The following is a 21,235-nucleotide window of genomic DNA, read 5'->3' as shown; positions in this document are numbered from 1 at the left end:
CACGCATTGCAGAGCGCGATCCTTATCGCCTATGCGGTGGCGAGCCGTGTGCCCACGGGCGTCCGATTCAGATTGCGATCCATGTGGCGCGGGCGGTGGCGAGCGGGGTGCCGGCCGGACCGTACACAGTGGACAGGACCTGCGCCTTGCGGCCCTCGCCGCCGAGGTACTGGCCCATGACGACGCAGGTGTCGCCGGGGGTGGGGAGGGTGTCGAGCCAGACGGCGAGGCGGCCCAGGACGTACGGGCGGCCGGCGCCGATGACGGACCAGCCGCCCGGGCAGTCCAGGGCTGCCCACATCGTGACCGCGTCCACAGTGGACTGGACGGGCCAGGGTGCGGCGGTGCGGTTGTCCGGCAGCGGGCCGGGGAACAGGCCGAGGCCGTCGGACCGCTCGGGGCCGCACACGTAGCAGGTCGGGAACGGGTGGTCGGTGAATCCCGGGTAGCGCTTGGAGGCTTCGGCGGCCTCGTCGGGGGAAACGGGCGGTACCAGATCAGGCTTGTCTTCGGTTGTGGCACGGGCCTCGGCGATCAGGTCCGCGCCGTGCAGGAGCCGGGTGCCGTCGAGGGTGAGGTCGACGTCGAGCGGCGGCGGGCGGCGCAGGGTCACCTCCGCCGGGGCCAGGCCGAGCTGGGTGGCGAGCAGGCCGGCGCTGTAGCCGCCGTTGCCCGAGCCGGGAGGGCCGTTGAACCGAGCCGCGATCCGCATCCTGCCGGTCTATCACACCACCCGTTTGAACATTTCGTTGAAAACAAAGTGTGCTACGGTACCCGTATGACCGACCTCCTGGACCGACCGGACCCCGCTGCCCGCCGCGCTGAGCGGGTCTATGCGGCGCTGACGCATCTGACCGAGCGGCACGCGGGCTCGCCGGAGCTGCGGTCGCGGCACGTGCACGCCGACGTGGCGGCCCCGCACGAGGTGGTGCGGGTGGCCGCCGCGATGGCCGCCGGGTCGATCCCACCCGCGCCGGGCGAGCCCGCACTGGACGAGTCCGACCTGGTGGCGGCGCTGACACTGCTGCCGGACGTGCGGGCGGAGCTGGACGCGACGGAGCTGTACCTGCTGCAGACCGCCCGGGAGCGCGGGATGACCTGGCAGGACATCGCCCTGAGTCTCGGCCTCGGCACCCCGCAGGCGGCTCGGCAGCGCTACGAGCGGCTGGCCGCCCGGAGTTGAGACCGAAACCCTCCGCGGCCCGGCAGCACCACCAGCGGCCGGCCGCCCGAAGCTGCGGCTGCTGGACGCGATCAGCGTCAACCCGCCCGGTCCGGACGCGCCACGGAAACGTCCGGACATGCTCCTGGCCGACCAAGGCTATGCCCGCGACTCGACCCGGATAGCGTTGCGTCGCCGCGGTGTCCGGCACACCATCCCGGAGCGCACGGACCAAATCGCCCGCCGCGCCGCCAGAGGCAGCAACGGCCGGCGCCCACCAGACTTCAACAACACCGTCTACCAGCAGCGCAACGTTGTGGAGCGCTATTTCAACCGGCTCAAGCGACGGCGCGACCTTGACGCCCACTACGCGAAACGGGCCAGCCTCTACCGCGCCACCCTGGTCCTCATCGCCGCCGTCATCTGGCTCCCATGATCGGCAGGACACGCCCTAGTCGAAGCGGCGGAAGCCGCCCTCGGTGTTGATGACCTGGCCGGTGATCCAGGCGCCGTCGTCGGTGGCGAGCCAGGCGATCAGCCGGGCCGGGTCGTCGGGCTCGCCCCAGCGGCCGGTCGGAAAGTGCCGCCGCACCTGTTCGTGCACGTCCGGCGGGGCGTAGCCGGTGTCGACCGGGCCCGGGTTGATCGTGTTGAGGGTGATGCCGCGGTCGGCGAGCGTGTCGGCGAGGGTGCGGGTGATCGAGGCGAGGGCGCCCTTGCTGGCCGCGTACGGCACCTGGTCGCGCATCGGGCCCAGGTCCTGCCCCGAGGTCATGAACACTACCCGGCCGCCGGGGCGTCCGTCGTGGCGGGCCGCGAACGCCTGGGTCAGCAGGATCGTGGCGCGGGTGTTGACCGCGTAGTGCCCGTCCAGCATCGCGGCGGTCAGGATGCCGAGCGGGCCGTCGCCGCCGCTGCGCGCGTGGTTGCACACGAGGATGTCGAGATGGCCGAACTCGGCGTACGCGGCCGCGACCACGCGCTCGGGGGCATCCGGGTCGGCCAGGTCGGCGCCGCCGTGGGCCACCCGCGCGACCGGATCAGCGCCGCCATGGGCCAGCCGCGCGGCCAGTTCGGCGCCACCGTGGGCCACCCGCGCGGCCGGGTCGGCGAGCGCCTCGGCCACGCCCGCGGCGACGGCGTCCGGGCCGCCGGGGTCGGCGCCCCAGGGCTGGTCGTGGTCGTGCGGCACGTGGTGGTGCAGGTACACGCTCGCCCCGAGCGCGGCCAGTCGGCGGGCGACGGCAAACCCGATCCCGGCCCGCCGGCTGACCCCGGTCACGAGGGCGGCGCGCCCCGTCAATGGAAAGGTCACGCCGGGCAGTTTGTCACGGAAAAACCGTCGGCCGGTACCGCATGACGGGGTGCAGTCCCTGCTTGACCTCGTACATCTTGTTGTCGGCGTGCGCGATGAGCGCGTCGGCGTCCAGGCCGGCCGGGCGGGTCCAGGCGACCCCGATGCTCGCCTTGGGCTTCAGGACGGCGCCGGCCAGGTCCAGCGGCGTGCCCTCGATCGCCGCCCCGAGCCCGGCGGCGAGGTTCTGCGCGTGCTCCAGGCGGGCCACGTCGCGGCAGACCACCACGAACTCGTCGCCGCCGAGGCGGCCGACGACGTCGCCGTCGCGGACCGCGCCGCGCAGGACGTGGGCGACGTGGGCGAGCAGGCGGTCCCCGGCGGCGTGCCCGAAGCGGTCGTTGACGAGCTTGAACTCGTTGAGGTCGACGAAGACGGCGGCGGTGCCCAGGCGCGCCGCGGCCAGCGCCTCGGTCAGGGCGGCCAGGGTGGCGGCGCGGTTGCGGCAGCCGGTCAGGTCGTCGAGGGTGGCGCGGCGGCGCAGCTCCTCGCGCAGCCGGGTCTCCTCGGTGACGTCGGCGAGGCAGATGACCGCTCCCGCGACCCGGCCGTCGGCGGTGGTGAGCGCGCGGGCCTTGGCGCTGGCGCGGCGCAGGCCGAGTTCGGGGTCGCGGTAGCCGTACTCGATGTCGTAGTCGCCGCCGTCGCGCAGGACGCCGTCCAGGACCGCGTCGACCGCGAGCCGGTCGCCGGGGACCACCGCGGCCAGCTGCGCCTCGCCGAGCTCGCCGCCGACGACGGTGCCGACCATGCGGCCGCCGCGCGCGTTCTGGTACACCACGCGGCGGTGCGCGTCGATCTGCACCACGCTCATCGGCAGCGCCTCGGTGAGCCGGCGCAGGAGTTGTTCGCTGGCCCGCAGCGCCTCCTCGGCGGCCATCTCGTCGGTGATGTCGAGCATCTCGGCGAGCACGCACGGCTCGGCCCCGCGCAGCAGGTTGTGGTTGGTGATCTCGAACCAGATGACCCGCCCGTCGCGGTGCAGGTGCCGCAGCCGGATGCGCCGGGCCTCCCCCACCGGTACGGCCAGCAGGTCCATCCACCCCCCGATCGCCCGCTGGTGGTCGTCGGGGTGCACCAGGTCGAGCGAGCGCCGCCCGGCGAGCTCGGCGGCGGTCCAGCCGAGCACCCGGTGGATCTGCGGATCGGCCTCGGTGATCACCGCGGCCTGGTCCTTGCGCACGGTGATGAGCCGCGGCGGCACGTCCTCGTGCTCGAGCGCGCCGGCGCTGTCGTCGAGGCCGGTGATGACGGCGGCGATCACCCCGTGCGCGGCGGTGACGTCGATGAGGTGCAGCCCCACCGAGTGGTCGGGCTGGGAGCGCGGCCGGAACCGGCAGCCGGCGGTGCCCTCGGTGAGCACGCGCTGCCAGGCCTCGATGATCGTGTGGTGGTCCTCGGGCCGGGCCAGGCCGAGCGCGGAGGCCGGGCCGTCGATGGGGCGCAGTCCGGTGTACCGCAACGACTCCGGCAGCGCGACGAAGAGCCCGGTGGGGCCCACGGCGCCCAGCAGCGCGCCCGGGTGGTGCGCGATCGTCTCGTCGAGCGCCGCTGCGCGGTCTGCTTCGTCGGCCATGCCCGGACATCGGCACGGCCCCTGCCGAGTCAAGCAATCAGGGGGTGCCCGGACGGATGAGCCCGCTCTCGTACGCGAACGCGACCGCCTGCACGCGATCGCGCAGCCCCAGCTTGGTGAGCATCCGCGACACGTAGGTCTTGACGGTCGCCTCGCCCAGGAACAGGGTCGCGGCGATCTCCGCGTTCGACTGGCCCCGGGCGACCAGGCGCAGCACGTCGACCTCGCGCTCGGTAAGCTCGGCCAGCCGGGCGGCGGCGCGCGGGTCGGCGCTCGGCGCGCCCGCGTAGGACTCGATGACCCGCAGCGTGACCGCCGGGTCGAGCAGCGCCTGGCCGCCGGCGACGGTACGCACGGCGTGCACCAGCTGCTCCGGCGGGGCGACCTTGAGCAGGAACCCGCTCACCCCGGCGCGCAGGGCGGCCCGGACCGCCTCGTCCTCGTCGAACGTGGTGAGGATGATCACCCGGGCGGCCGACTCGGCCAGGATGTGCCGGGCCGCCTCGATCCCGTCGCCACGCGGCATCCGCACGTCGAGCAGGACCACGTCGGGCGCGCAGCGGCGGACCTCGGCGCGGGCGGCCGGACCGTCCGCGGCCTCGCCGACGACCTCGATGTCGGGCTGGTGGTCGAGCAGCATCCGCAGCCCGGCCCGGATCATCGCCTCGTCATCGGCGACCACCACCCGGATCATGCGGCGCCCACCCGGGTCATGCGGCACCCAGCGGGAAACTCGCCCGCACCGTGAAACCACCCGGCCGCTCCCCCGCGCTCAGCGTGCCGGCGAGGGCGAGGACGCGTTCGCGCATGCCGATCAGGCCGTACCCGCCGCCCGGCGACGGCGGGCCGGTCAGCTCGTTGTCGACGGTCAGCGTCAGCCGGTCGGGGCCGCGCTCGACGTGGACCGTGGTCGCGGCCCGCCCGTGGTGCAGCGCGTTGGTCAGGGCCTCCTGCAGCACGCGGTACGCGGAGATGTCCTGCGCCCGCGGCACGTCGCCGAGGTCCCCCTCGACGGTCAGCGTCACCGGCAGCCCCGCCGCGCGCACCTCGTCCACGAGCTCCCCGGCCCGCACCAGCGTCGGCTGCCGAGCCGATGCCGGCCCGGTCAAGGGGTCGCGCAGCACCCCGACCAGCGAGCGCATCTCCTGCACCGACTCCCGGCCGAGCCGCTCGAGCCCGGCCAGCATGTCGGCCTGCGGCGTGCCCGCCGGCAGCGTGCTGCGCACGGCCCCGAGCTGCAGCACCATCACGCTGATCGAGTGCGCGACGGCGTCGTGCATGTCCCGGGCGATCCGCCGGCGCTCCTCGGCGACGGCGGCGTGCTCGCGGGCCTCCCGCTCGGCGTCCAGGGCGGCGTTGAGCCGGGCCAGCAGCTCCGCGCGGTCGCGCAGCCGCCGGGCGACCAGGCCCACGCCCCACGCGCCCCAGGCCAGCAGCCCGAAGAACAGGTTCTCCCACGCCTGGGGGCCGACGCCGGCGACCGTGGATCCCGCCGCCCGTCCCGCGATCCACGTTCCGAGAGAAGCCAGCAGGTGTACTGCCAATGCCCCCCGCCACGACGCCCGCGCCACCCGGTACCCGGCCCAGCAGGGCGCGGCGACGAACCCGAGCACCGCGGCGCCCGTCGGCCCGTCGAGCCCGCCCGCGACCGCGATCGGGAACGCCAGCCCGACGACGGCGGCGCCCCACAGCGGCCACCGCACGGCGAGCAGCATCCCGCCGACCACCGCGCCGAGGACCGCGGCGGGTGCCGCCGGCGCGGCCGCGAACTGCCCGTCGAGCAGGATCTCGGCGGTCCCGATCACCGCGAGGGCCGCCGCCACACCCGCGGGCACGAGCTTGGGTTGCATGCCGGGAGCGTAATCGGCGCAGGTCAGCCGCCGGGTCGTCCGTACGGCGGACAGCGTGACCGGCCGCCGTCCCCCGCGCGGCGGACGGCTTTCGAGACTTGTGCGGGCAGCATGCGGTACCAGCGAATCCTTAGGTTTTTGGGCATGACGAACGAAACCTCTCCCGCCAAGCGGGTCATGATGATCACCGCCGGGGCCGCCCTGATCGCGGGCGCCGTCTGCTTCTTCGCCGGGCTCGCGACGTCGCCGCCCGCGGTGGACGACTCGAAGGCCTCGTATCTGCGGTCGCTGGCCGCCGACCCGTTCACGACGCAGCTCTCGGCGCTGCTGCTGCACTACGGCAACCTGCTGATGGGCGCCGGCCTGCTGGCCGTGCCGCTGCTGGTGCGGGGCCGGCGGGGCGCCGTGCTGACCGTGGTCGGGGCGCTGTCCGGGGCGCTCGGGTTGCTGCAGATCTCCGGGTCGCTGCTGTCGGACTGGTTCCACATGGAGCTCGGCCGCAACCTGCCGATCGAGCAGGCGGTGCTCGTGTCGGACAAGGTGCTCGCCCACCCGGCGGAGCAGCTGGCGTTCAATCCCGGGCCGCTGGTGTCCCTCGCTTTGCTGATCACGTTCGTGGGGCTGGCCCGGGCCGGGGTGGTGGGCTGGTGGAGCGGGCCGGCGATCGTGCTCGGCTACGCGGGGATGCTGCTGCTGCCGTACTCCACGCCGATCCTCCCCGCCGCCGGTGCCCTGCCGATGCTGGGCACGCTGGCGTTCGCCGGGTGGCGGGTGCTCGGCCGCGCACGGGTGCCGCAGGAGGCGGGCGTGCCCGCGCTCGTCGGGTAGCGCACAATCGTGGCGTGAAGCGAGCGACGACGACGCTGCTGGCCGCCGCCCTGACCATTCTCGCCGGCTGCTCCGGCGACCCCGCGCCCGCCGGGTCACCGGAGCCGTCGCCGACGCCACCCGGGGGCCCGGTGGTGCGCATCCTGCCTCTCGGCGACTCGATCACCGACGGGCGCAAGGACCCCGGCTCGTACCGCATCGAGCTGTGGAAGGAACTGACCGCGTCCGGCGTGCGGCTGGACTTCGTCGGCTCCAAGCAGAGCGGCCCGTCGAGCCTGCCGGACCGCGACCACGAGGGCCACTCCGGTTTCCGCATCGACGAGATCGACGCGGAGGTCACCGGCTGGGTGCAGGCGGCCGACCCGCGGTTCGTGCTCGTCCAGCTGGGCACCAACGACGTGCTGCAGGACTACCAGATGGCCGGCGCGCCGGAGCGGATGTCGAAGCTGCTCGACCACGTCATCGCGGCCGCGCCCGGTGCCGACGTGTACGTCGCCTCGCTGCTGCCGCTGGAGGACAAGGCGCAGCAGGCCCACGCGACCGCGTTCAACGCCGCGCTGCCGGAGATCGTCCGGGACAAGGGCGCGAGGGTGCACTTCGTCGACATGCACGACAAGCTGACGCTCAAGGACCTCGACGACGGCATCCACCCGACGGCGGGCGGGTTCGTGAAGATGGCCCAGTTGTGGGCGGACGCGCTCAAGCCGCAGCTGACCGCAGCGCCCGTCGCCTCCGGCAAGGCGCCCCAGGGCTGAGCTGACCTCAGCCCCGGGGCTTCGTACTATCTACCTACCGCAGGCCCGGCAGGGTGCGCCGCTGCCACGGGCGGAGCAGGCCGATGCCGGCCAGGAGCATGCCCAGGCCCGCGAGGGCCATCGGACCGGCCGGTACGCCGGTCACCGGGAGCATGCCCGCGCGGGCCGGCCGCGGCGGGGCCATCGGGGCCACCGTGACCGTCAGGTTCATCGCCCGCGGGTTGCCCGACGGTGCGACGCCCTGCGCGACCAGCGTGTGCGTGCCGGGCGCGAGACCGGGCGGCACCGTGACGGCCTTGCTGAAGTTGCCACTGCCGTCGGTGACGACCGTGCCGAGGGTCATCGGCGCGGAGTACACCGTGATCGTCGCCGTTGAGTAGGCGGCGAACCCGGTGCCGATGACGACGATCTGCTGCCCCGGCGCGGCCGTGCTGATCTGGCCCTTGTCCGTGGTCAGGGTCAGCGGCGTGTCCGGCGGTGCGGCCGGGACCGTCGGCGCGACCGCGGTGACCGGGCCGCTCATCGCCGGTGCCGAGGAGCCGAGGGCCGAGTTGGCCACGACCGACACCGTGTACTGCTGACCGGCCGTCGCCCCCAGCACGCAGCCGAGCGGGTTCGGGTCGGTGACCAGCGTGGTGCAGGTCGCCGGGCCGGGCGAGGCGGTGGCGGTGTACCCGGTGATCGGCTCGTCGTGCGCGGTGGCCGCCAGCCAGCTCACGTTGATCGACGAGGTACCCGGCGTCGCGGTGACCGCGCCGGGCGCGCTCGGCGGGGCGGGGCAGACCGACACCTGGTTCTGGAAGAAGACCTTCTTCATCTCCGGCGCCTTACCGGCCTTCGCCTTGTGCTTCGCCGTTGCCTTGTGCAGCGCCTTCGCCTTGTGCAGGGCCTTGGGCTGGGCCTTCACCGAGTGCTTCGCGGTGGGCGCGGTCGTGGGTGTGGCCTTGGCCTTGACCTCGGACTTGGCCTGCGACTTGGCCTGCGACTTGGCGTGCGACTTGGCTGCGGCCGCCCGGTCCGCGTGGGCCGCCGCCGGCGGCTTGGCCTCCATGGTGACGGCGCTCGCGTAGCTGTACGTCCCCGGCGCGTACTTCGCCCCGGCGGTCGTCATGACGGCGATCGACACGACGGCGTCGCCGTGCGGCGGGGTCTGGACCGTCACCTCCGTGTCGCTCACGACGACCAGGTTGGTGCCGGAGACGCCGGCGAAGGTCGCACCGGTGGAGCCGGTGAGCCCGGTGCCGTAGATGTGGACCAGGGTGCCGCCCTCGGTGACGCCGGAGGTCGGCGAGAACGAGGTGACCTCGATCGGCGTCTGGTAGGTGAATGCACCGGCCTTGCTGCCCGTGCCCGTCGGCCCGGTCACCGAGACGGCCACCGACCCGACCGCGTGGGCCGGCGCGACCGCGGTGAGCTCCGAGTCGCTGTCGACCAGCACCGACGTGGCCGGGTTGCCGCCGATGGTCACCGCCGTGGCACCGGTGAAGCCCGTACCGGAGACGGTCACCGTGGTGCCGCCGGAGGTCGAGCCGCTGGCCGGCGACACCGACGTGACGGTCGGCGGGGACACGTAGGCGTAACCGGCCTGCGCGGTCGCCGTCCCGCTCGGTGTGGTGACGGCGACGTCGACCGGACCGGCCTGGTGCGCCGACGTGACCGCCGAGATCGACGTGTTGCTGTCCACTGTGTACATCGCCGGGCTGCCGCCGAGCGTCACCGCCGTGGCGCCGGTGAACCCGGTGCCGGTGATCGTCACGCTCGTGCCGCCGCCGGTCGATCCGGAGCTCGGCGCGACCGACGTGATGGCCGGCGGCGACGCGTACGTGAAGCTGCCGGCGCCCGTCGAGAGGCACCCGCCGATCGCGACCTGCACCATCGCGATGCCCGGCGTGCCCGCGGGGGTGACCGCGGTGATCGAGGTGTCGCTGGTGACCGTGAACGTGGTGGCGGCGACACCTTCGAACGTCACGGCCGTGGCGCCGGTGAACCCGGTGCCGGTGATCGTCACGCTCGTGCCGCCGCCGGACGGGCCGGTTCCCGGGCTGATGCCCGACACGACCGGCGCGACCACGCCGGCGGTGAGGGCGGGCGCGTGGCTGCCGTCCGCGGGCCCGCGCGGGCCGGCGGTGGCCAGGGTGAAGGCGCCGAGCACCAGGACGCCCAGCGCGACGTTCGGCCACGGCGATCCCCTCCGCTCGGAACGCCTCCGGAACAGCTTGAACACGAAAAATCCCCCGTCTGCTGATGCTTCGCGGTGTGGTCACCGCCCGGGGGTGACCGTATCGTGCACTACCTGTACAAATAGCGCAGATCCGAATAATCCCTACGTTTAGGGGAAATAGGACGCGCCCCGGGCAGTCGGCCCGGGGCGCGTCAACCTTCAGCCCAGTTCCCTACCGCGGGCCGAACCGCCGCGGGCGGACCAGCACCGCGCCGGTCAGCAGCATGGCCAGGCCGGCCAGGGCCAGCGGGGCCGCGGGGGCGCCGGTGACCGCGAGGGTGCCCGACGACGCCGCGCGGTGCGCCACGGTGACGGTCAGCTTCATCGCCCGCGGGTTGCCCGACGGTGCGACGCCCTGCGCCACCAGCGTGTGCGTGCCGGCGGCGAGACTCGGCGGCACCGTGACGGACTTGCTGAAGTTGCCACTGCCATCGGTGACGACCGTGCCGAGGGTCATCGGCGCGGAGTACAACGTGATCGTCGCGGTTGAATGGGCGGCGAACCCGGTGCCGATGACGACGATCCGCTGCCCCGGCGCGGCCGTGTCGATCTGACCCTTGTCGGTGGTCAGGGTCAGCGGCGTGTCCGGCGGCGAGGTCGGCACGGCCGGCGCGACCGGGGTGACCGCCGCGCTCGTCGCCGCCGCCGAGTCGCCGGCGGCCGAGTGGGCCACGACCGACACCGTGTACTGCCGGCCGGCCGTCGCCCCCAGCACGCAGCCGAGCGGGTCGGCGTCGGTGACCAGCGTGGTGCAGGTCGACGGGCCGGGCGAGGCGGTGACCGTGTACCCGGTGACGGGCGTGTCGTGCGGCACGGCCGCGCTCCAGGTCACGTTGATCGACGAGGTGCCCGCGATGGCGGTGACCGGGCTCGGCGCGTCCGGCGGGGCCGGGCAGGCGGGCACCGGCATCTGGAAGAAGACCTTCTGCATCTTCTTCTTTGCGTGGCGCTCGGTCGTGAGCCCCGAGCCGAAGCTGAAGTTGCCCTGCGCGGTCACGCTGCCGTTCGGCGTCGTGACGGTGAGCGCGACCGGACCCGCCTGATGCGGCGGGGTCAGGAGCGTCAGGCTCGTGCCGTCGTTGGACACCTCGATGTCCGTGCCCGCGACACCGCCGAAGGTCACCGACGTGGCGCCGGTGAGGTTGGTGCCGGAGATGGTGACCATCTCCGCGCCGAGCGTGTCGCCGGAGGTCGGCGTGAACGAGGTGATCGTCGGAGCCGGCGACACGTACGTGTAGCCGCCCGTCACCGTCGCCGAGCCCAGGATCGTGCTGACGCTGACCGGGACGTTGCCGGCCACGTGCGCGGGCGTGACCGCGGTGACCGTGGTCGCGTTGACGGGCACCACCGAGGTGGCCGCGGTGCCGCCGATGGTGACGCCCATGACGCCGGACAGGTCGGTGCCGGTGATCGTGACCGCCGTACCGCCGGCCGTGCTCCCCGTGGCGGGCGAGATCGACGTCGCCGTCGGACCCGGCAGCGGGACGATCGGCACCGGCGTGTAGAGGAACGTGCCGCCGGCGGCCGAGACGCACCCGCCGATGGCGACCGTGACGGCCACCGGCCCGGCGGTGCCGGCCGGCGTGACCGCGGTGATCGACGTGTCGCTGTTCACCGCGAACGAGGTGGCGTTGGTGCCGTTGAACTTCACGGCCGTCGCGCCGGTGAACCCGATGCCGGTGATCGTCACCGACGTGCCGCCCAGGGCCAGGCCCGAGCCCGGGTTGACGGTGCTCACCACCGGCTGGCTCACCGCGTTGGCGAGCACCGGCGCCGCGTCCTGTCCCCCGGCCTCCGGCGGCCCGGCGGTCGCGATGCCGAGCGCACCGGCGACCAGCAGGCCGAGCGCGAGATTCGGCCACGGCGAGCCCCGCCTGGACAACTTGCTCACGAAAATCCCCCGTCCGTACGACCCTGACGGTGTGCATGCACCGCCGCCGTGACCGTACCGGACATTTCTCGCTTTTATCGCTTATAGCCGCTTATGCGATCGAGAACCGCATTCCAGTCATCTGGTACGGCATCGTCGCGCCACGCCACGTGCTGGTCCGGCCGGACGAGCACCAGGCGGCGACCCCAGCAGGCGCGCACCGCCGGATCGGCGATCGGCAGGTGCGTGACCGGCACCCCGCGCGCGGCGGCGGCCGCGGCCAGCCCGCTCCCCTCGGCGTCGTCGGTCAGATCGACGAGGGTCAGCCCGAGCCCGAGCCGGTCGAAGAGCTGCCCGCCGTCGGCCAGGCGCACCGCCGGCGGCCGCCCGCCGGGCCACGTGCTCGGCGTGATCCGGCGTTCCTGCAGCCCCGGCGGGTTGCCGCGCTCGGGCCAGACGACGGGCGAAGCGGCGTACCGGCCGCCGTAGCCGATCCCGACATCGTCCCCCGGCGCCGGCTCCTGCCGCAGGAACCCGGCCAGGTAGTCCTGCGGCGCGCCGGCGGCGGCCAGGCGCCCGAACCGCAGCCGCGTCTCCAGCCCGCGGGCGAGCAGCTCCCGGTCCATCAGCGCGCGCGGGCGCCGCTCGGCCTCGTAGCTGTCCAGCAGCGCCGGCCCGCCCCAGCCCCGGATCGTTGCGGCGAGCTTCCAGCCCAGGTCCACGGCGTCGCCGATGCCGGTGTCGGCGGTGTCCCCGGCCGGCCGGAACCCGTGCGCGGCCTCACCGGCGAGAAAGACGGGGCCTCGGCGGTACACCTGGGCAACCGGCAGCGTGTCGTCCCAGTCCTGCACCCCGAGCACCTCGACGGTCGCCCCGAGCCGCTCGCGCAGCTGGTCGACCGGCCCCGTGAGACTCGCCGGCGCGTGCCCCACCCACAGGTGCCGGTCGGGCCGCGACAGGATCGTGAGGTCCCCCACGACGATCGTGGTGAGCCCCGGCCCGCGCGCGTGCAGCGCCAGGTCCTTGCTGCGGAATTCGATCGCCCGGTACTGCATGTGCTGCCCCGCCATCGCCTCCACCCCGACGTCCACGCAGCGCCGCACCGTGCTCCGCGGCCCGTCACAGCCGATCACGAACCGGGCGTCGATCGTGTGCTGCACACCGGTCCGCTCGTCGACCGCGGTGACGGCCGCGCCGTCCTCGCCGACCCGCACCCCGACGCAGGCCCAGCCCGTCCGCAGGTCGATGCGCCGCTCGGCCCGCATGGCCGCCCGCAGGACCTGGGCCAGCTGTCTGCGGGAGATCTGCTGGTGATGCTCGACGGGGGCGCTGCCGTCGTTGACGGTGGCGTACCGCTGCACGAGCTGACTGACCGAGGGCCGCCGCGCCACGAACACCGGCGGCCGCTCGAGGCCCGCGCTCCACACGACGTCGGTCTCCTCATCGGCGTCGACCCCGGCCCGGCGGATGGCTCCGGCCAGGTCGAGCCGGCGGAGCAGCTCCATGCTGCGGCCGCTGAGGTGCTCCAGGCCGGCTTGATCGCCGTCGCCGCCGCCTCGGTCGAGGACGATGGACTGCACGTTGTGGGCGGCCAGTTCCAGGGCCAGGACGGCTCCGGTGGTTCCGGCGCCTGCTATCAGTACGGGCACACCGGCCTCTCTTTGCTTGCTGCTGCTGGTCAAGGGCCGATTGTGGGACGGGTGCGCGGGCTGGCAGAACAGCCGTTCGGCCCACTGGTTCCGTTTGGTGTTTTCTTTGCGGTTCGATAAGTCGGGCGCTGCGCGCCGCGACTTATCGGATTTTTCGCCTGTGGGGCGATAAAGCGGGTCTGCCCGATTTCTGCCTCGCTGACTCGGTCTGCGGGACGATTTGAAGACCCTACTTTTGACCGGTACGCCGCAGCCCGCCCTTCCGTAGCCTCGAACGCGTGACAGCCTGGAATCGCATCGTGGACGCGGCCCTCGTCGCCGGCGGGGGCCTCCTGCTCGCCGCCGTCGGGGTGGCGCTCGCGGTGAGCTGGCACGGGCTGTACTGGCTGCCGGGCCTCCTTGCCGGCGCCGCCGTCCTCGTCCTCGCCCTGCTGCGCCGCCGGGCACCACTCGGGGCCGCGGCCGCCGCGATCGCCGTGGCCGTCGCCGCCGTCCTCGCGGCACGGCTGACCGGCCTGCCCGTCGAGCCGCAGCCCGCCCTGGCCCTGGGCCTGGCCGTCCTGGCCGGCAACGCGGTCCGCCGCCTCGCTCCCCGCACGGCCGCCGCGGTCGCGGTGGGCGCCCTGATCGTGCTGGCCGCCGGCCCCCTGCTCTCGGCCCAGGACACGTCCGGCGGCGCCACGGTCCTGGCCGTGACCGACGTGCTGGTCTGGGTCGCGGGCACCGGCGCCGGCCTGTGGCTGCGACTGGCGGGGCACCGGCGGCAGGAGCTGGCCGACGTCGTACGCCGGGAGGAGCGCCTCGCCCTCGCCCGCGAACTCCACGACGTCGTCGCCCACCACGTCACCGGCATCGTGGTCCAGGCCCAGGCCGCGCGGGTCGTGGCCCGCCGGCACCCGGAACGCCTGGAGGACTCGATCGCGGGCATCGAGGAGGCCGGCTCCGAGGCCCTGACCGCGATGCGGCGCATCGTGAGCCTCCTGCGCGACACCGCCGACGCGGCTCCGTCCACGGGCGAGCCGGAGCATCTGGAGACCCTGGTCCGCCGCTTCGAGGACGGCACGGCGCGGGCGGTGCGGCTCGACCTGCCCGATACGACGACGGGGTGGCCGCCGGAGTTGACCAGCACGGTGTACCGGATCGTGCAGGAGTCCCTCACCAACGTGGCCCGGCACGCTCCGCAGGCGTCCACGGTGGACGTCCGCGTGACCCAGTCGGCCGGTGACGTCACAGTCTCGGTGACGGACGACGGGCCGCCACTGCCTCGCCCGGGATTGAGCGCTCGCTCGGGATTGAGCGCTCGCTCGGGGCTGGGGGCGCGCCCGGGGCTCGACTCGCGCCCAGGGCTGGAATCGCCCCCGGGACTGGAATCGCGCCCAGGGCTGGAATCGCGCCCAGGACTGGGCTCTCGCTTGGGGCTGGGGGTGCGATCGGGCGGCTTCGGTCTGATCGGTATGCGCGAACGAGTCGAGGCCTTGGGCGGCCACCTTCGGGCGGGCCCGCGGACGCCGTTGGGCTGGGCGGTTGAGGCGACGCTGCCACTCGTCGCTGTCGACGGCCGTGTCCAGCCCGGCGCGCAGGTCGGCTCACGGATCGGCCTGGAGAACGGCTCCCATCCCCGCGCGGCGAACGACTCGCGGCATGGCACGGGCAACCGCTCACAGCCTGCCGCAGGAACCAGCACCCCGCACGACACGGGCAACCGCTCACAGCCCGCCGCAGCAACCAGCACCCCGCACGGCACGGGAGACAGCTCACAGCGCGGTACAAGCAACGGCTCACAGCACGATGCGGGAGACAGCTCGCAGTCCACCACAGGCGACGGGTTCCGGCCCGCCGCGGGAGACAGCTCCCTGCACGGCGCCGGAGACGGCTCACAGCACGATGCGCGGGACAGCTCAAAGTCCACCGCAGGCAACGGGTCGCGGCTCACTGCGGGAGACGGCTCACCGCGCGGCACGGAGGAGAGTTCACAAGCCGCGTCCGGCTGGACCGTCGGAGCGAGGCTGCCGCAATGACGCGCCGAGCCGGCTTCCATGCCGGGGCACTGATCCTCGCCGCGATGGCTCTTCAGGAACCCGCCCAACCGAGGCCACCCGACGCTCGGCCGCAGGCAGACCGACCACCGCGGGCAAACTGTCGACCACCGACCGGCGGCGCACCGCAGTCGGGCGGCCGATCACAGCGCGGGGTGCCGGGGTCGGCCGGGCGAATGCAGGCCGAGGCGCCGAAGTCGAGCCTGCGGTCGCGGCGCGGGGCGCGGGGGTTGGGCGGGCAGGCACAGGCCGGAGTGCGGCACCCAAGTGTGCGATCGCGGCCCCGGGTGTGGAGGTTGGGCGCTCGGGGTGGAGAGGCGGGGCGGCGGCGGTGACGATCCGGGTGTTGGTGGCCGACGATCAGGCGATGGTCCGGGGCGGGTTGCGGCTCATTCTCGACGATCAGGATGACATCGAAGTTGTCGCTGAGGCGGCTGACGGGGTGGAGGCGATCGAGGCGGCCCGGCGGCTGCGGCCCGATGTGTGCCTGGTCGATATCCGGATGCCTCGGCTCGACGGGCTTGAAGTGACGCGGGCGTTGGCGGGGCCGGCCGTGGCTGAGCCGTTGCGGGTCATTGTGGTGACGACCTTTGACCTCGACGAGTACGTGTACGGGGCGCTGCACGGAGGTGCCGTCGGGTTCATTCTCAAGGATGCGGGGCCGGCGCTGCTCGTTGAGGCGGTTCGGGCGGCGCATGCCGGGGATGCGTTGGTGTCGCCGTCGATCACGGTGCGGTTGTTGCGGCAGTTGCGGCGGCCGGCTCGGGCGGCTGCGGCGCGGGCTCGGTTGTCGGAGCGGGAGACGGAGGTGGTGCGGCTCATCGCGCGGGGGCGGACGAACCAGGAGCTGGGGGCGGCGTTGTTCATTTCGCTGAGCACGGTGAAGAGCCACGTCTCGACGATTCAGGGGAAGCTCGGGCTGCGGAATCGGGTCGAGATCGCGGCTTGGGCCTGGGAGCACGGGGTGGCCAAGGAGGATTGACCTGCAGCAGAACCCGAGGGCCGCGACGGCGTTGGTTGGGGGTGATCGCACCGCGCAAGAGAGCTTATTGTACGCAATGCAAGCGAGAACCGTGGCCTCGCGAACCCTACCGTGTGCGAACTGACGTTGCCGGCGGCCCACCACCTTGGCTAAGTTGCATACAATCACGCCGGAGGGGGCAGCATGCGGGTCGACGTTATCGAGGTGGGTCCGCGCGACGGGCTGCAGAACGAGGCGGTCACGGTACCCACGGAAGCGAAGATCGAGTATGTCCGGCGGCTCGCTGCGGCGGGGGCTCGCCGGATTGAGGTCACCAGCTTCGTGCGTCCGGACCGCGTGCCCCAGCTGGCCGACGCCGAGGCCGTCCTCGCCGGGGTCGCGGACCTGCCGGATGTCGTCTTCAGCGCTCTGGTCTTCAACGAACGCGGCCTGCAACGGGCGGCCGCCGCCGGGGTGCGCGAGATCAACCTGGTGCTCGTCGCCACCGACAGCTTCTCGATGCGCAATCAGGGCATGCCCGTCGCCGGGGCCGTTGCCTCCGCTCAGCGGCTCTCCGCGCAGGCCCACGAGCTCGGGATGCGCGCCACGCTGACCGTCGGCGCCTCCTGGGGCTGCCCGTTCGAAGGTGTGGTCGACGCCGGCAAGGTTCTGGACATCGTCGGCGCCGTCCCGGACGTCGACGAGGTGTGCCTGGCCGACACCATCGGCGTCGCCACGCCTGGCCGCGTCACCGCGCTCATCGGCGCCGTGCGCGACGAGACGGCCCTGCCTATCCGCTGCCATTTTCACAACACCCGCAACAGTGGGTACGCCAACGCGTACGCCGCCCTCGCCGCCGGTGCCGTGGCCCTTGACGCCAGCTCCGGCGGGATCGGCGGCTGCCCGTTCGCACCGCGCGCCACCGGCAACATCGCCACCGAGGATCTGGCGTGGGCGTTGGAGCAGGACGGGTACGAGACGGGGCTTTCGGTCCAAGGCCTGCTCCGGGCGACGGAACTCGTGGAACAAAGGCTCGGCCGGCAGGTCCCGGCACTGCTGGGCCGGACCGACCCATTCCCGCCACGGAGCAGCCGGGGTTGACATAGTTCGTAGTACCAACCATTCTGGAAGTAGTTGGTAGTACGAACTATTTCTCGAGGGGGAAGTCATGCGCGCCGCTGTTGTGAGTTCGTTCGAGGCGCCGCCGCGGTACCAGGAGGTGGCCGAGCCGGTCGCCGCGGGGCGGGACGAGATGGTGGTCGAGGTGCTGGCGGCGGCGTTGCATCCGCGGGTGCGGTCGCAGGCCGACGGGTCGCATTACACGAGCACCGAGGAGTTGCCGCTGGTGCCCGGGATCGATGCGGTGGTGCGGGATCCGAAAGGGCGCATCCGGTACACCGTGCTGGACGACACCACGCTCGGGACCATGGCCGAGCGGACCGTCATCGAGACCGACCGCAGCGTCGTGCTGCCCGACCACATCGACCCCGTGCAGGTCGCCGCGGCGATGAACCCCGTCATGTCGTCGTGGGTGGCGTTGCGGCGGCGCATCGACTTCCAGCGCCGGCAGCGGGTCCTGATCCTCGGCGCGACCGGCAGCGCGGGGCGGATGGCGATCCAGGTGGCCAAGCGGTTCGGGGCCGGGCAGGTGATCGCGGCCGGGCGGGACGCGGCGCGGCTGGAGCGGCTGCGGGCGCTCGGGGCCGACGTCGTGTGCACGTTCGACGAGCTGGCCCGCGCGGCCGACGTCGACGTGGTCATCGACTACGTGTGGGGCGAACCCGCCGCCCGCGCCATGGTCGCTCTGCTCACCGCCCGGGCCGACCGGTCGGCGCCGCTCACCTGGGTGCAGATCGGCTCCGTGGCCGGGCCGGACGCGCCGATCCCGTCGGCGGCGCTGCGCTCGGCGCGGCTGCAGATCGTCGGCAGCGGCATCGGCTCGGTGCCGGGGCGCGACTTCATCAAGGAACTGCCGAAGATGGCCGCGGCGGTCGGCGACGGCGCGTTCGACGTGCGCGCCCGGGCCGTGCCGCTGGCGGAGGTCGAGCGGGCTTGGATGGACACTTTGGGTACACCGGAGCGGATTGTGTTTGTTCCTTAGCGCAGGAAGCGCTCCAGCGACTGGTGCAGCTGGCGGCGCTCCGCGGGGCGCAGACCTTCGAGCAGCGGGGCGAGCAGCTCGGCGATGCGGGCGTAGATCGGCCCGGCGAGCGCCGCACCCGCGGGCGTCACGAACACCTCGACCGCGCGGCCGTCCGTCGCGCTGGGTGCCCGCCCCAGCAGGCCGCGCTTCTCGGCCCGGTCGACGAGGCCGGTCATCGTGGATTTTTCCAGGCCGAGGTACTCCGCGAGCTCGGTGATCCGCAGCCGGCGGTCCTGCAGGATGCCGAGCACGCGCAGCTGGGTCAGCGACAGGTCGTGCTCGGCGCCGACCTTGTTCAGCGCGGCCATCACCGTGAACGCGGTCTGCGCGAGCGCGTCGATCAGCTCCGCGTCGACACCGTTCGTCTCCATGACTCCGACCTTAGGACTCCCGTGCCGTGTAGGGTCGCCGGCCATGGACCGGTTCGAGTTCATGGTGCGGCTGCTGCGGCGCGGCCTGACCGAGCGGGCCGCCCAGGTCCGGGCCGAGGAGCCCGGCGCGTGGCTGCCCCGCTGGACCGCGGGCGCCTCCCTGCGGCGCTCGATGCGCCAGCTGCACCGCTTCGACCGGGGCGTCACGGCCATGGCCCTGGACGACGACTCCGCCTGGGTACTGTCCGGCGGCGCCGTCCACCGCGTCACCATCGCCGACGGCGAGGTGCGGCGGGTGATGCTGGAGGACCCGCCGGACTACTGCCGGGCCGGCGCGTTCACCGGCTCGACCGTGGTCGGGGTCGACGAGGATCGTCTGTGCGCGTGGGACCGCGGCACCGGAAGGCTGCTCGTGGCCACCGACCCCGCCGACGTGCCGCGCGCGGCCGGCGACCTGCGCTCCCTCGCGATCGCCCCCGGCCGCGCGATCGTCGGCACCGAGGGCGGGTTCCTGTTGCACTTCGACCTGACGAGCGGGGCCCGCCTGGCCAAGCAACACCTCCACGACGACGGCTACGCCGGACCGGTGGCGGTCAGCGCCGGCGACCCGTCACTCCTGCTCAGCGCCGGCGGCGACAACCGGCCGGGCATCTCGTTCCAGAACCACGACTTCCAGGCCGACCCCGAGATCGCGGTCCCGTCGATGGTGCGAGAGGCCGTTTGGACCACTGTGGACGGGCGGCCCAGGGCCGTCACCGTCGACTGGGCGGGAACCCTGGCGATCTGGGACCCGGCGGCGCCCGATCCGGTGGCCCGCTACCAGGTCCGGACCAGCGGCCGCGGCGGCCTCGCCATCACCCCCGACGGTTCCGCCGCGCTCGTGGGCGATGGCACCGCGATCCGCCTCGTCGACCTGCGTGACGGCACCCGCCGCGGCTGGATCCAGACCGACCTCGATGACCACGCCGACCGGCTCGCCGCCCACGGCCCGTACGTCCTCGCCGCGGCGGGCGGGCACGCCAATCTCCTCGAGCTCGCCGACACCCAGGCGGAGCCGCTGTACTTCGTCGACGCCGCCGCCACCGCGATCGACGGGCAGCCGGCGGTCGTCGCCGTCACCGGTGGCGGCGAGCTGCACGCGTTCGCGGCCGTGGACGGGCGGGCGCTTCCGGCACCTCAGCGGCTGCCCGAGGCTGGCCGGGCCGGCGGCGAGGGGGTCGTGGAGGCGACCGCCGAGCGGCGGATCACCCTGGTCGACGGCTACCTGCTCGCCGCCGACCCGCTGCCGTGGTGAACGATGGCGGCATGCGAGAGATCCACACCGACCGGCTGGTGTTGCGCGGCTGGCGGGAGGCCGACCTGGCGGCCGTGGGCGGCGACGAATGCCGATCCCGCGGTGCGCGAGTTTCCGGAGCGGCCGCTGATCAGACCGCGCTGGATCGCGACGGGTTCGGGTTCTGGGCCGTGGAGGTGGCGGCGAGCGGCGAGTTCATCGGCTTCACCGGGCTGGACGCGGTGGACGACGGGCTGCCGTTCACCGGGGTCGAGGCCGGGTGGCGGCTGGCCCGTGGCGCCTGGGGACACGGCTATGCCACGGAGGCGGCGCGGGCGGTGCTGGAGTTCGGGTTCGGCGAGCTGGGGCTGCCGGAGATCCTGGCCATCACGGCGCGGGCGAATGTGCGCTCCCAGGCCGTGATGCGCCGCCTCGGCATGAGCACCGATCCGGCCGACGACTTCGACGACCCGGGGGCGGAGCTGCCCCAGCTGCGGGCGTCGGTGCTCTACCGCAAGGCGGGGGCCGGGTTGTGAGCATCGACGAGGTGATCGGGCGGTTCGACTGGGGGCGGCTCCGGACGTACGTCGGCGCGGGCGAGATGCTGCCCGCGCTGCTCCGCGGCCTGCTCGGGGCGGCGAGCCGTGAGGACGCCCGTCGGCTCTCCGACGCGGTCGAGCACATCGTCGTGCCGGTCGCGTCGGGGCCGTGCGAGGCGACCGCGCCGGTTGCCACCGTGCTGGTCGCGTCGCTGGGCGGGGCGACGCCGGCCGGCCGGACCGCGGCGCTGGGGCTTCTGGCGGACGTCGGGGCGGCGGAGATCTGCGGGCCTCCGCACGAGCAGATCGGGCCGTTCGACCTCGGCGAGATCCGGGCTTGCGTGGCGGCCGGGTTCGAGCACTACGTCGCGATCCTGCGGGCCGGTGCCGCCGAGGTCGACCTGCGCATCTGCGTCGACCTGGTCGAGCTCGCGACCGAGCACGATCCGGGTTTGATTCCGGCGGCGGACGCGGCGCTCGCTGCAATCCGGAACAACGAGCGTGGGCCGGCCGCGTAGCGCAAAAGCGGACGCGGCGCTCGCTGCAATCCGGAACAACGGGCGCGGGCCAGCCGCGTAGCGCAAAAGCGGACGCGGCGCTCGCTGCAATCCGGAACAACGGGCGCGGGCCAGCCGCGTAGCGGCAAA

At 73.6% G+C, this 21,235-nt stretch carries 19 protein-coding genes and 1 pseudogene; 11 read left to right on the top strand and 9 right to left on the bottom strand.

The genetic code is table 11. The features are described from left to right. Positions 1-67: 67 nt before the first annotated feature. Positions 68-712, bottom strand: a complete 645-nt coding sequence (locus ACQP00_RS15365) for a hypothetical protein (RefSeq protein WP_433219495.1) — start codon at positions 710-712, stop codon at positions 68-70. Positions 713-778: 66 nt separating this feature from the next. On the opposite strand from ACQP00_RS15365, the gene ACQP00_RS15360 reads away from it, so the two are divergent. Both ACQP00_RS15360 and ACQP00_RS15355 read left to right on the top strand, forming a co-directional pair. Continuing rightward, positions 779-1,183 (top strand): DNA-binding protein, encoded by a 405-nt coding sequence (locus ACQP00_RS15360; protein WP_433219493.1) that lies wholly within the window; start codon positions 779-781, stop codon positions 1,181-1,183. Beyond that, positions 1,125-1,598, top strand: a pseudogene (locus ACQP00_RS15355) (transposase); the annotation flags it as partial. The gene ACQP00_RS15360 and the pseudogene ACQP00_RS15355, both read left to right, overlap by 59 nt. 15 nt (positions 1,599-1,613) lie before the next feature. On the opposite strand, the gene ACQP00_RS15350 reads toward ACQP00_RS15355, so the two are convergent. The 4 genes from ACQP00_RS15350 to ACQP00_RS15335 are packed head-to-tail and all read right to left on the bottom strand — an operon-like array spanning position 1,614 to position 5,942. Continuing rightward, positions 1,614-2,477, bottom strand: a complete 864-nt coding sequence (locus ACQP00_RS15350; RefSeq protein ID WP_433219491.1) for an SDR family oxidoreductase — start codon at positions 2,475-2,477, stop codon at positions 1,614-1,616. Between the two features lie 13 nt (positions 2,478-2,490). Beyond that, positions 2,491-4,092, bottom strand: a complete 1,602-nt coding sequence (locus ACQP00_RS15345) for a diguanylate cyclase (RefSeq protein WP_433219489.1) — start codon at positions 4,090-4,092, stop codon at positions 2,491-2,493. 37 nt (positions 4,093-4,129) lie between these two features. Continuing rightward, entirely contained in the window at positions 4,130-4,786 is a 657-nt protein-coding gene (locus ACQP00_RS15340) for a response regulator (RefSeq protein WP_433219487.1), read from the bottom strand. 16 nt (positions 4,787-4,802) lie between these two features. Then, the gene (locus tag ACQP00_RS15335) at positions 4,803-5,942 is read right to left on the bottom strand and encodes a sensor histidine kinase (protein ID WP_433219485.1); all 1,140 of its coding nucleotides are present in this window, start codon (positions 5,940-5,942) and stop codon (positions 4,803-4,805) included. Between the two features lie 144 nt (positions 5,943-6,086). On the opposite strand from ACQP00_RS15335, the gene ACQP00_RS15330 reads away from it, so the two are divergent. Both ACQP00_RS15330 and ACQP00_RS15325 read left to right on the top strand, forming a co-directional pair. Beyond that, on the top strand, positions 6,087-6,770 hold the full coding sequence (locus ACQP00_RS15330; protein ID WP_433219483.1) for a hypothetical protein: 684 nt from the start codon (positions 6,087-6,089) through the stop codon (positions 6,768-6,770). A gap of 14 nt (positions 6,771-6,784) precedes the next feature. Then, positions 6,785-7,525 (top strand): SGNH/GDSL hydrolase family protein, encoded by a 741-nt coding sequence (locus tag ACQP00_RS15325; protein ID WP_433219481.1) that lies wholly within the window; start codon positions 6,785-6,787, stop codon positions 7,523-7,525. 34 nt (positions 7,526-7,559) lie between these two features. On the opposite strand, the gene ACQP00_RS15320 is transcribed toward ACQP00_RS15325, so the two are convergent. The 3 genes from ACQP00_RS15320 to ACQP00_RS15310 all read right to left on the bottom strand — a co-directional run bounded on the left by ACQP00_RS15320 (position 7,560) and on the right by ACQP00_RS15310 (position 13,265). Then, on the bottom strand, positions 7,560-9,749 hold the full coding sequence (locus tag ACQP00_RS15320) for an IPT/TIG domain-containing protein (protein WP_433219479.1): 2,190 nt from the start codon (positions 9,747-9,749) through the stop codon (positions 7,560-7,562). A 169-nt stretch (positions 9,750-9,918) separates the two neighbouring features. Continuing rightward, a complete protein-coding gene (locus tag ACQP00_RS15315) occupies positions 9,919-11,637 on the bottom strand; it encodes an IPT/TIG domain-containing protein (RefSeq protein WP_433219477.1) in 1,719 nt (572 codons plus the stop codon). Between the two features lie 74 nt (positions 11,638-11,711). Then, the gene (locus ACQP00_RS15310; RefSeq protein WP_433219475.1) at positions 11,712-13,265 is read right to left on the bottom strand and encodes an FAD-dependent monooxygenase; all 1,554 of its coding nucleotides are present in this window, start codon (positions 13,263-13,265) and stop codon (positions 11,712-11,714) included. Between the two features lie 278 nt (positions 13,266-13,543). Here ACQP00_RS15310 and ACQP00_RS15305 point away from each other — a divergent pair, with 278 nt between their 5' ends. The 4 genes from ACQP00_RS15305 (at position 13,544) to ACQP00_RS15290 (ending at position 18,363) form a co-directional block, all read left to right on the top strand. Beyond that, entirely contained in the window at positions 13,544-15,283 is a 1,740-nt protein-coding gene (locus ACQP00_RS15305) for a histidine kinase (RefSeq protein ID WP_433219473.1), read from the top strand. 349 nt (positions 15,284-15,632) lie between these two features. Then, the gene (locus ACQP00_RS15300) at positions 15,633-16,283 is read left to right on the top strand and encodes a response regulator (RefSeq protein WP_433219471.1); all 651 of its coding nucleotides are present in this window, start codon (positions 15,633-15,635) and stop codon (positions 16,281-16,283) included. 183 nt (positions 16,284-16,466) lie between these two features. Next, entirely contained in the window at positions 16,467-17,363 is an 897-nt protein-coding gene (locus ACQP00_RS15295) for a hydroxymethylglutaryl-CoA lyase (RefSeq protein ID WP_433219469.1), read from the top strand. A gap of 67 nt (positions 17,364-17,430) precedes the next feature. Then, positions 17,431-18,363 carry a quinone oxidoreductase family protein gene (locus tag ACQP00_RS15290; RefSeq protein WP_433219467.1) on the top strand — a complete coding sequence of 311 codons (933 nt, stop codon included), beginning with the start codon at positions 17,431-17,433 and terminating at the stop codon, positions 18,361-18,363. Here the strand turns inward: ACQP00_RS15290 and ACQP00_RS15285 are convergent. Continuing rightward, complete coding sequence (locus tag ACQP00_RS15285; RefSeq protein WP_433219465.1) at positions 18,360-18,776, bottom strand: MarR family winged helix-turn-helix transcriptional regulator; 417 nt, start codon at positions 18,774-18,776, stop codon at positions 18,360-18,362. The genes ACQP00_RS15290 and ACQP00_RS15285 overlap by 4 nt on opposite strands. A 43-nt stretch (positions 18,777-18,819) precedes the next feature. Between ACQP00_RS15285 and ACQP00_RS15280 the strand changes: the two genes are divergently transcribed. From ACQP00_RS15280 to ACQP00_RS15270, 3 genes are read left to right on the top strand one after another with little or no spacing between them, the layout of a single operon-like run. Beyond that, on the top strand, positions 18,820-20,070 hold the full coding sequence (locus ACQP00_RS15280) for a WD40 repeat domain-containing protein (RefSeq protein ID WP_433219463.1): 1,251 nt from the start codon (positions 18,820-18,822) through the stop codon (positions 20,068-20,070). An 11-nt stretch (positions 20,071-20,081) separates the two neighbouring features. Beyond that, positions 20,082-20,585 (top strand): GNAT family N-acetyltransferase, encoded by a 504-nt coding sequence (locus tag ACQP00_RS15275; RefSeq protein WP_433219461.1) that lies wholly within the window; start codon positions 20,082-20,084, stop codon positions 20,583-20,585. Beyond that, positions 20,582-21,106: a hypothetical protein gene (locus ACQP00_RS15270; RefSeq protein WP_433219459.1), complete on the top strand. Its 525-nt coding sequence runs from the start codon at positions 20,582-20,584 to the stop codon at positions 21,104-21,106. The genes ACQP00_RS15275 and ACQP00_RS15270 overlap by 4 nt, the downstream gene beginning before the upstream one ends. The last annotated feature ends 129 nt before the right edge of the window (positions 21,107-21,235 follow it).

This window comes from Dactylosporangium sp. CS-047395, assembly GCF_050942185.1.
Taxonomy (GTDB): domain Bacteria; phylum Actinomycetota; class Actinomycetes; order Mycobacteriales; family Micromonosporaceae; genus Dactylosporangium.
Note: the sequence above shows the minus strand (reverse complement) of the source record. Positions and strands in the feature narration are given on the sequence as shown.

Excerpts from the sequence above, each read along its gene's own strand:
- ACQP00_RS15330 (WP_433219483.1), top strand. The coding sequence starts at position 6,087 with ATGACGAACGAAACCTCTCCCGCCAAGCGGGTCATGATGATCACCGCC.
- ACQP00_RS15290 (WP_433219467.1), top strand. The coding sequence starts at position 17,431 with ATGCGCGCCGCTGTTGTGAGTTCGTTCGAGGCGCCGCCGCGGTACCAG.
- ACQP00_RS15280 (WP_433219463.1), top strand. The coding sequence starts at position 18,820 with ATGGACCGGTTCGAGTTCATGGTGCGGCTGCTGCGGCGCGGCCTGACC.
- ACQP00_RS15340 (WP_433219487.1), bottom strand. The coding sequence starts at position 4,786 with ATGATCCGGGTGGTGGTCGCCGATGACGAGGCGATGATCCGGGCCGGG.
- ACQP00_RS15365 (WP_433219495.1), bottom strand. The coding sequence starts at position 712 with ATGCGGATCGCGGCTCGGTTCAACGGCCCTCCCGGCTCGGGCAACGGC.
- ACQP00_RS15345 (WP_433219489.1), bottom strand. The coding sequence starts at position 4,092 with ATGGCCGACGAAGCAGACCGCGCAGCGGCGCTCGACGAGACGATCGCG.
- ACQP00_RS15295 (WP_433219469.1), top strand. The coding sequence starts at position 16,467 with ATGCGGGTCGACGTTATCGAGGTGGGTCCGCGCGACGGGCTGCAGAAC.
- ACQP00_RS15285 (WP_433219465.1), bottom strand. The coding sequence starts at position 18,776 with ATGGAGACGAACGGTGTCGACGCGGAGCTGATCGACGCGCTCGCGCAG.
- ACQP00_RS15360 (WP_433219493.1), top strand. The coding sequence starts at position 779 with ATGACCGACCTCCTGGACCGACCGGACCCCGCTGCCCGCCGCGCTGAG.
- ACQP00_RS15335 (WP_433219485.1), bottom strand. The coding sequence starts at position 5,942 with ATGCAACCCAAGCTCGTGCCCGCGGGTGTGGCGGCGGCCCTCGCGGTG.
- ACQP00_RS15275 (WP_433219461.1), top strand. The coding sequence starts at position 20,082 with ATGCGAGAGATCCACACCGACCGGCTGGTGTTGCGCGGCTGGCGGGAG.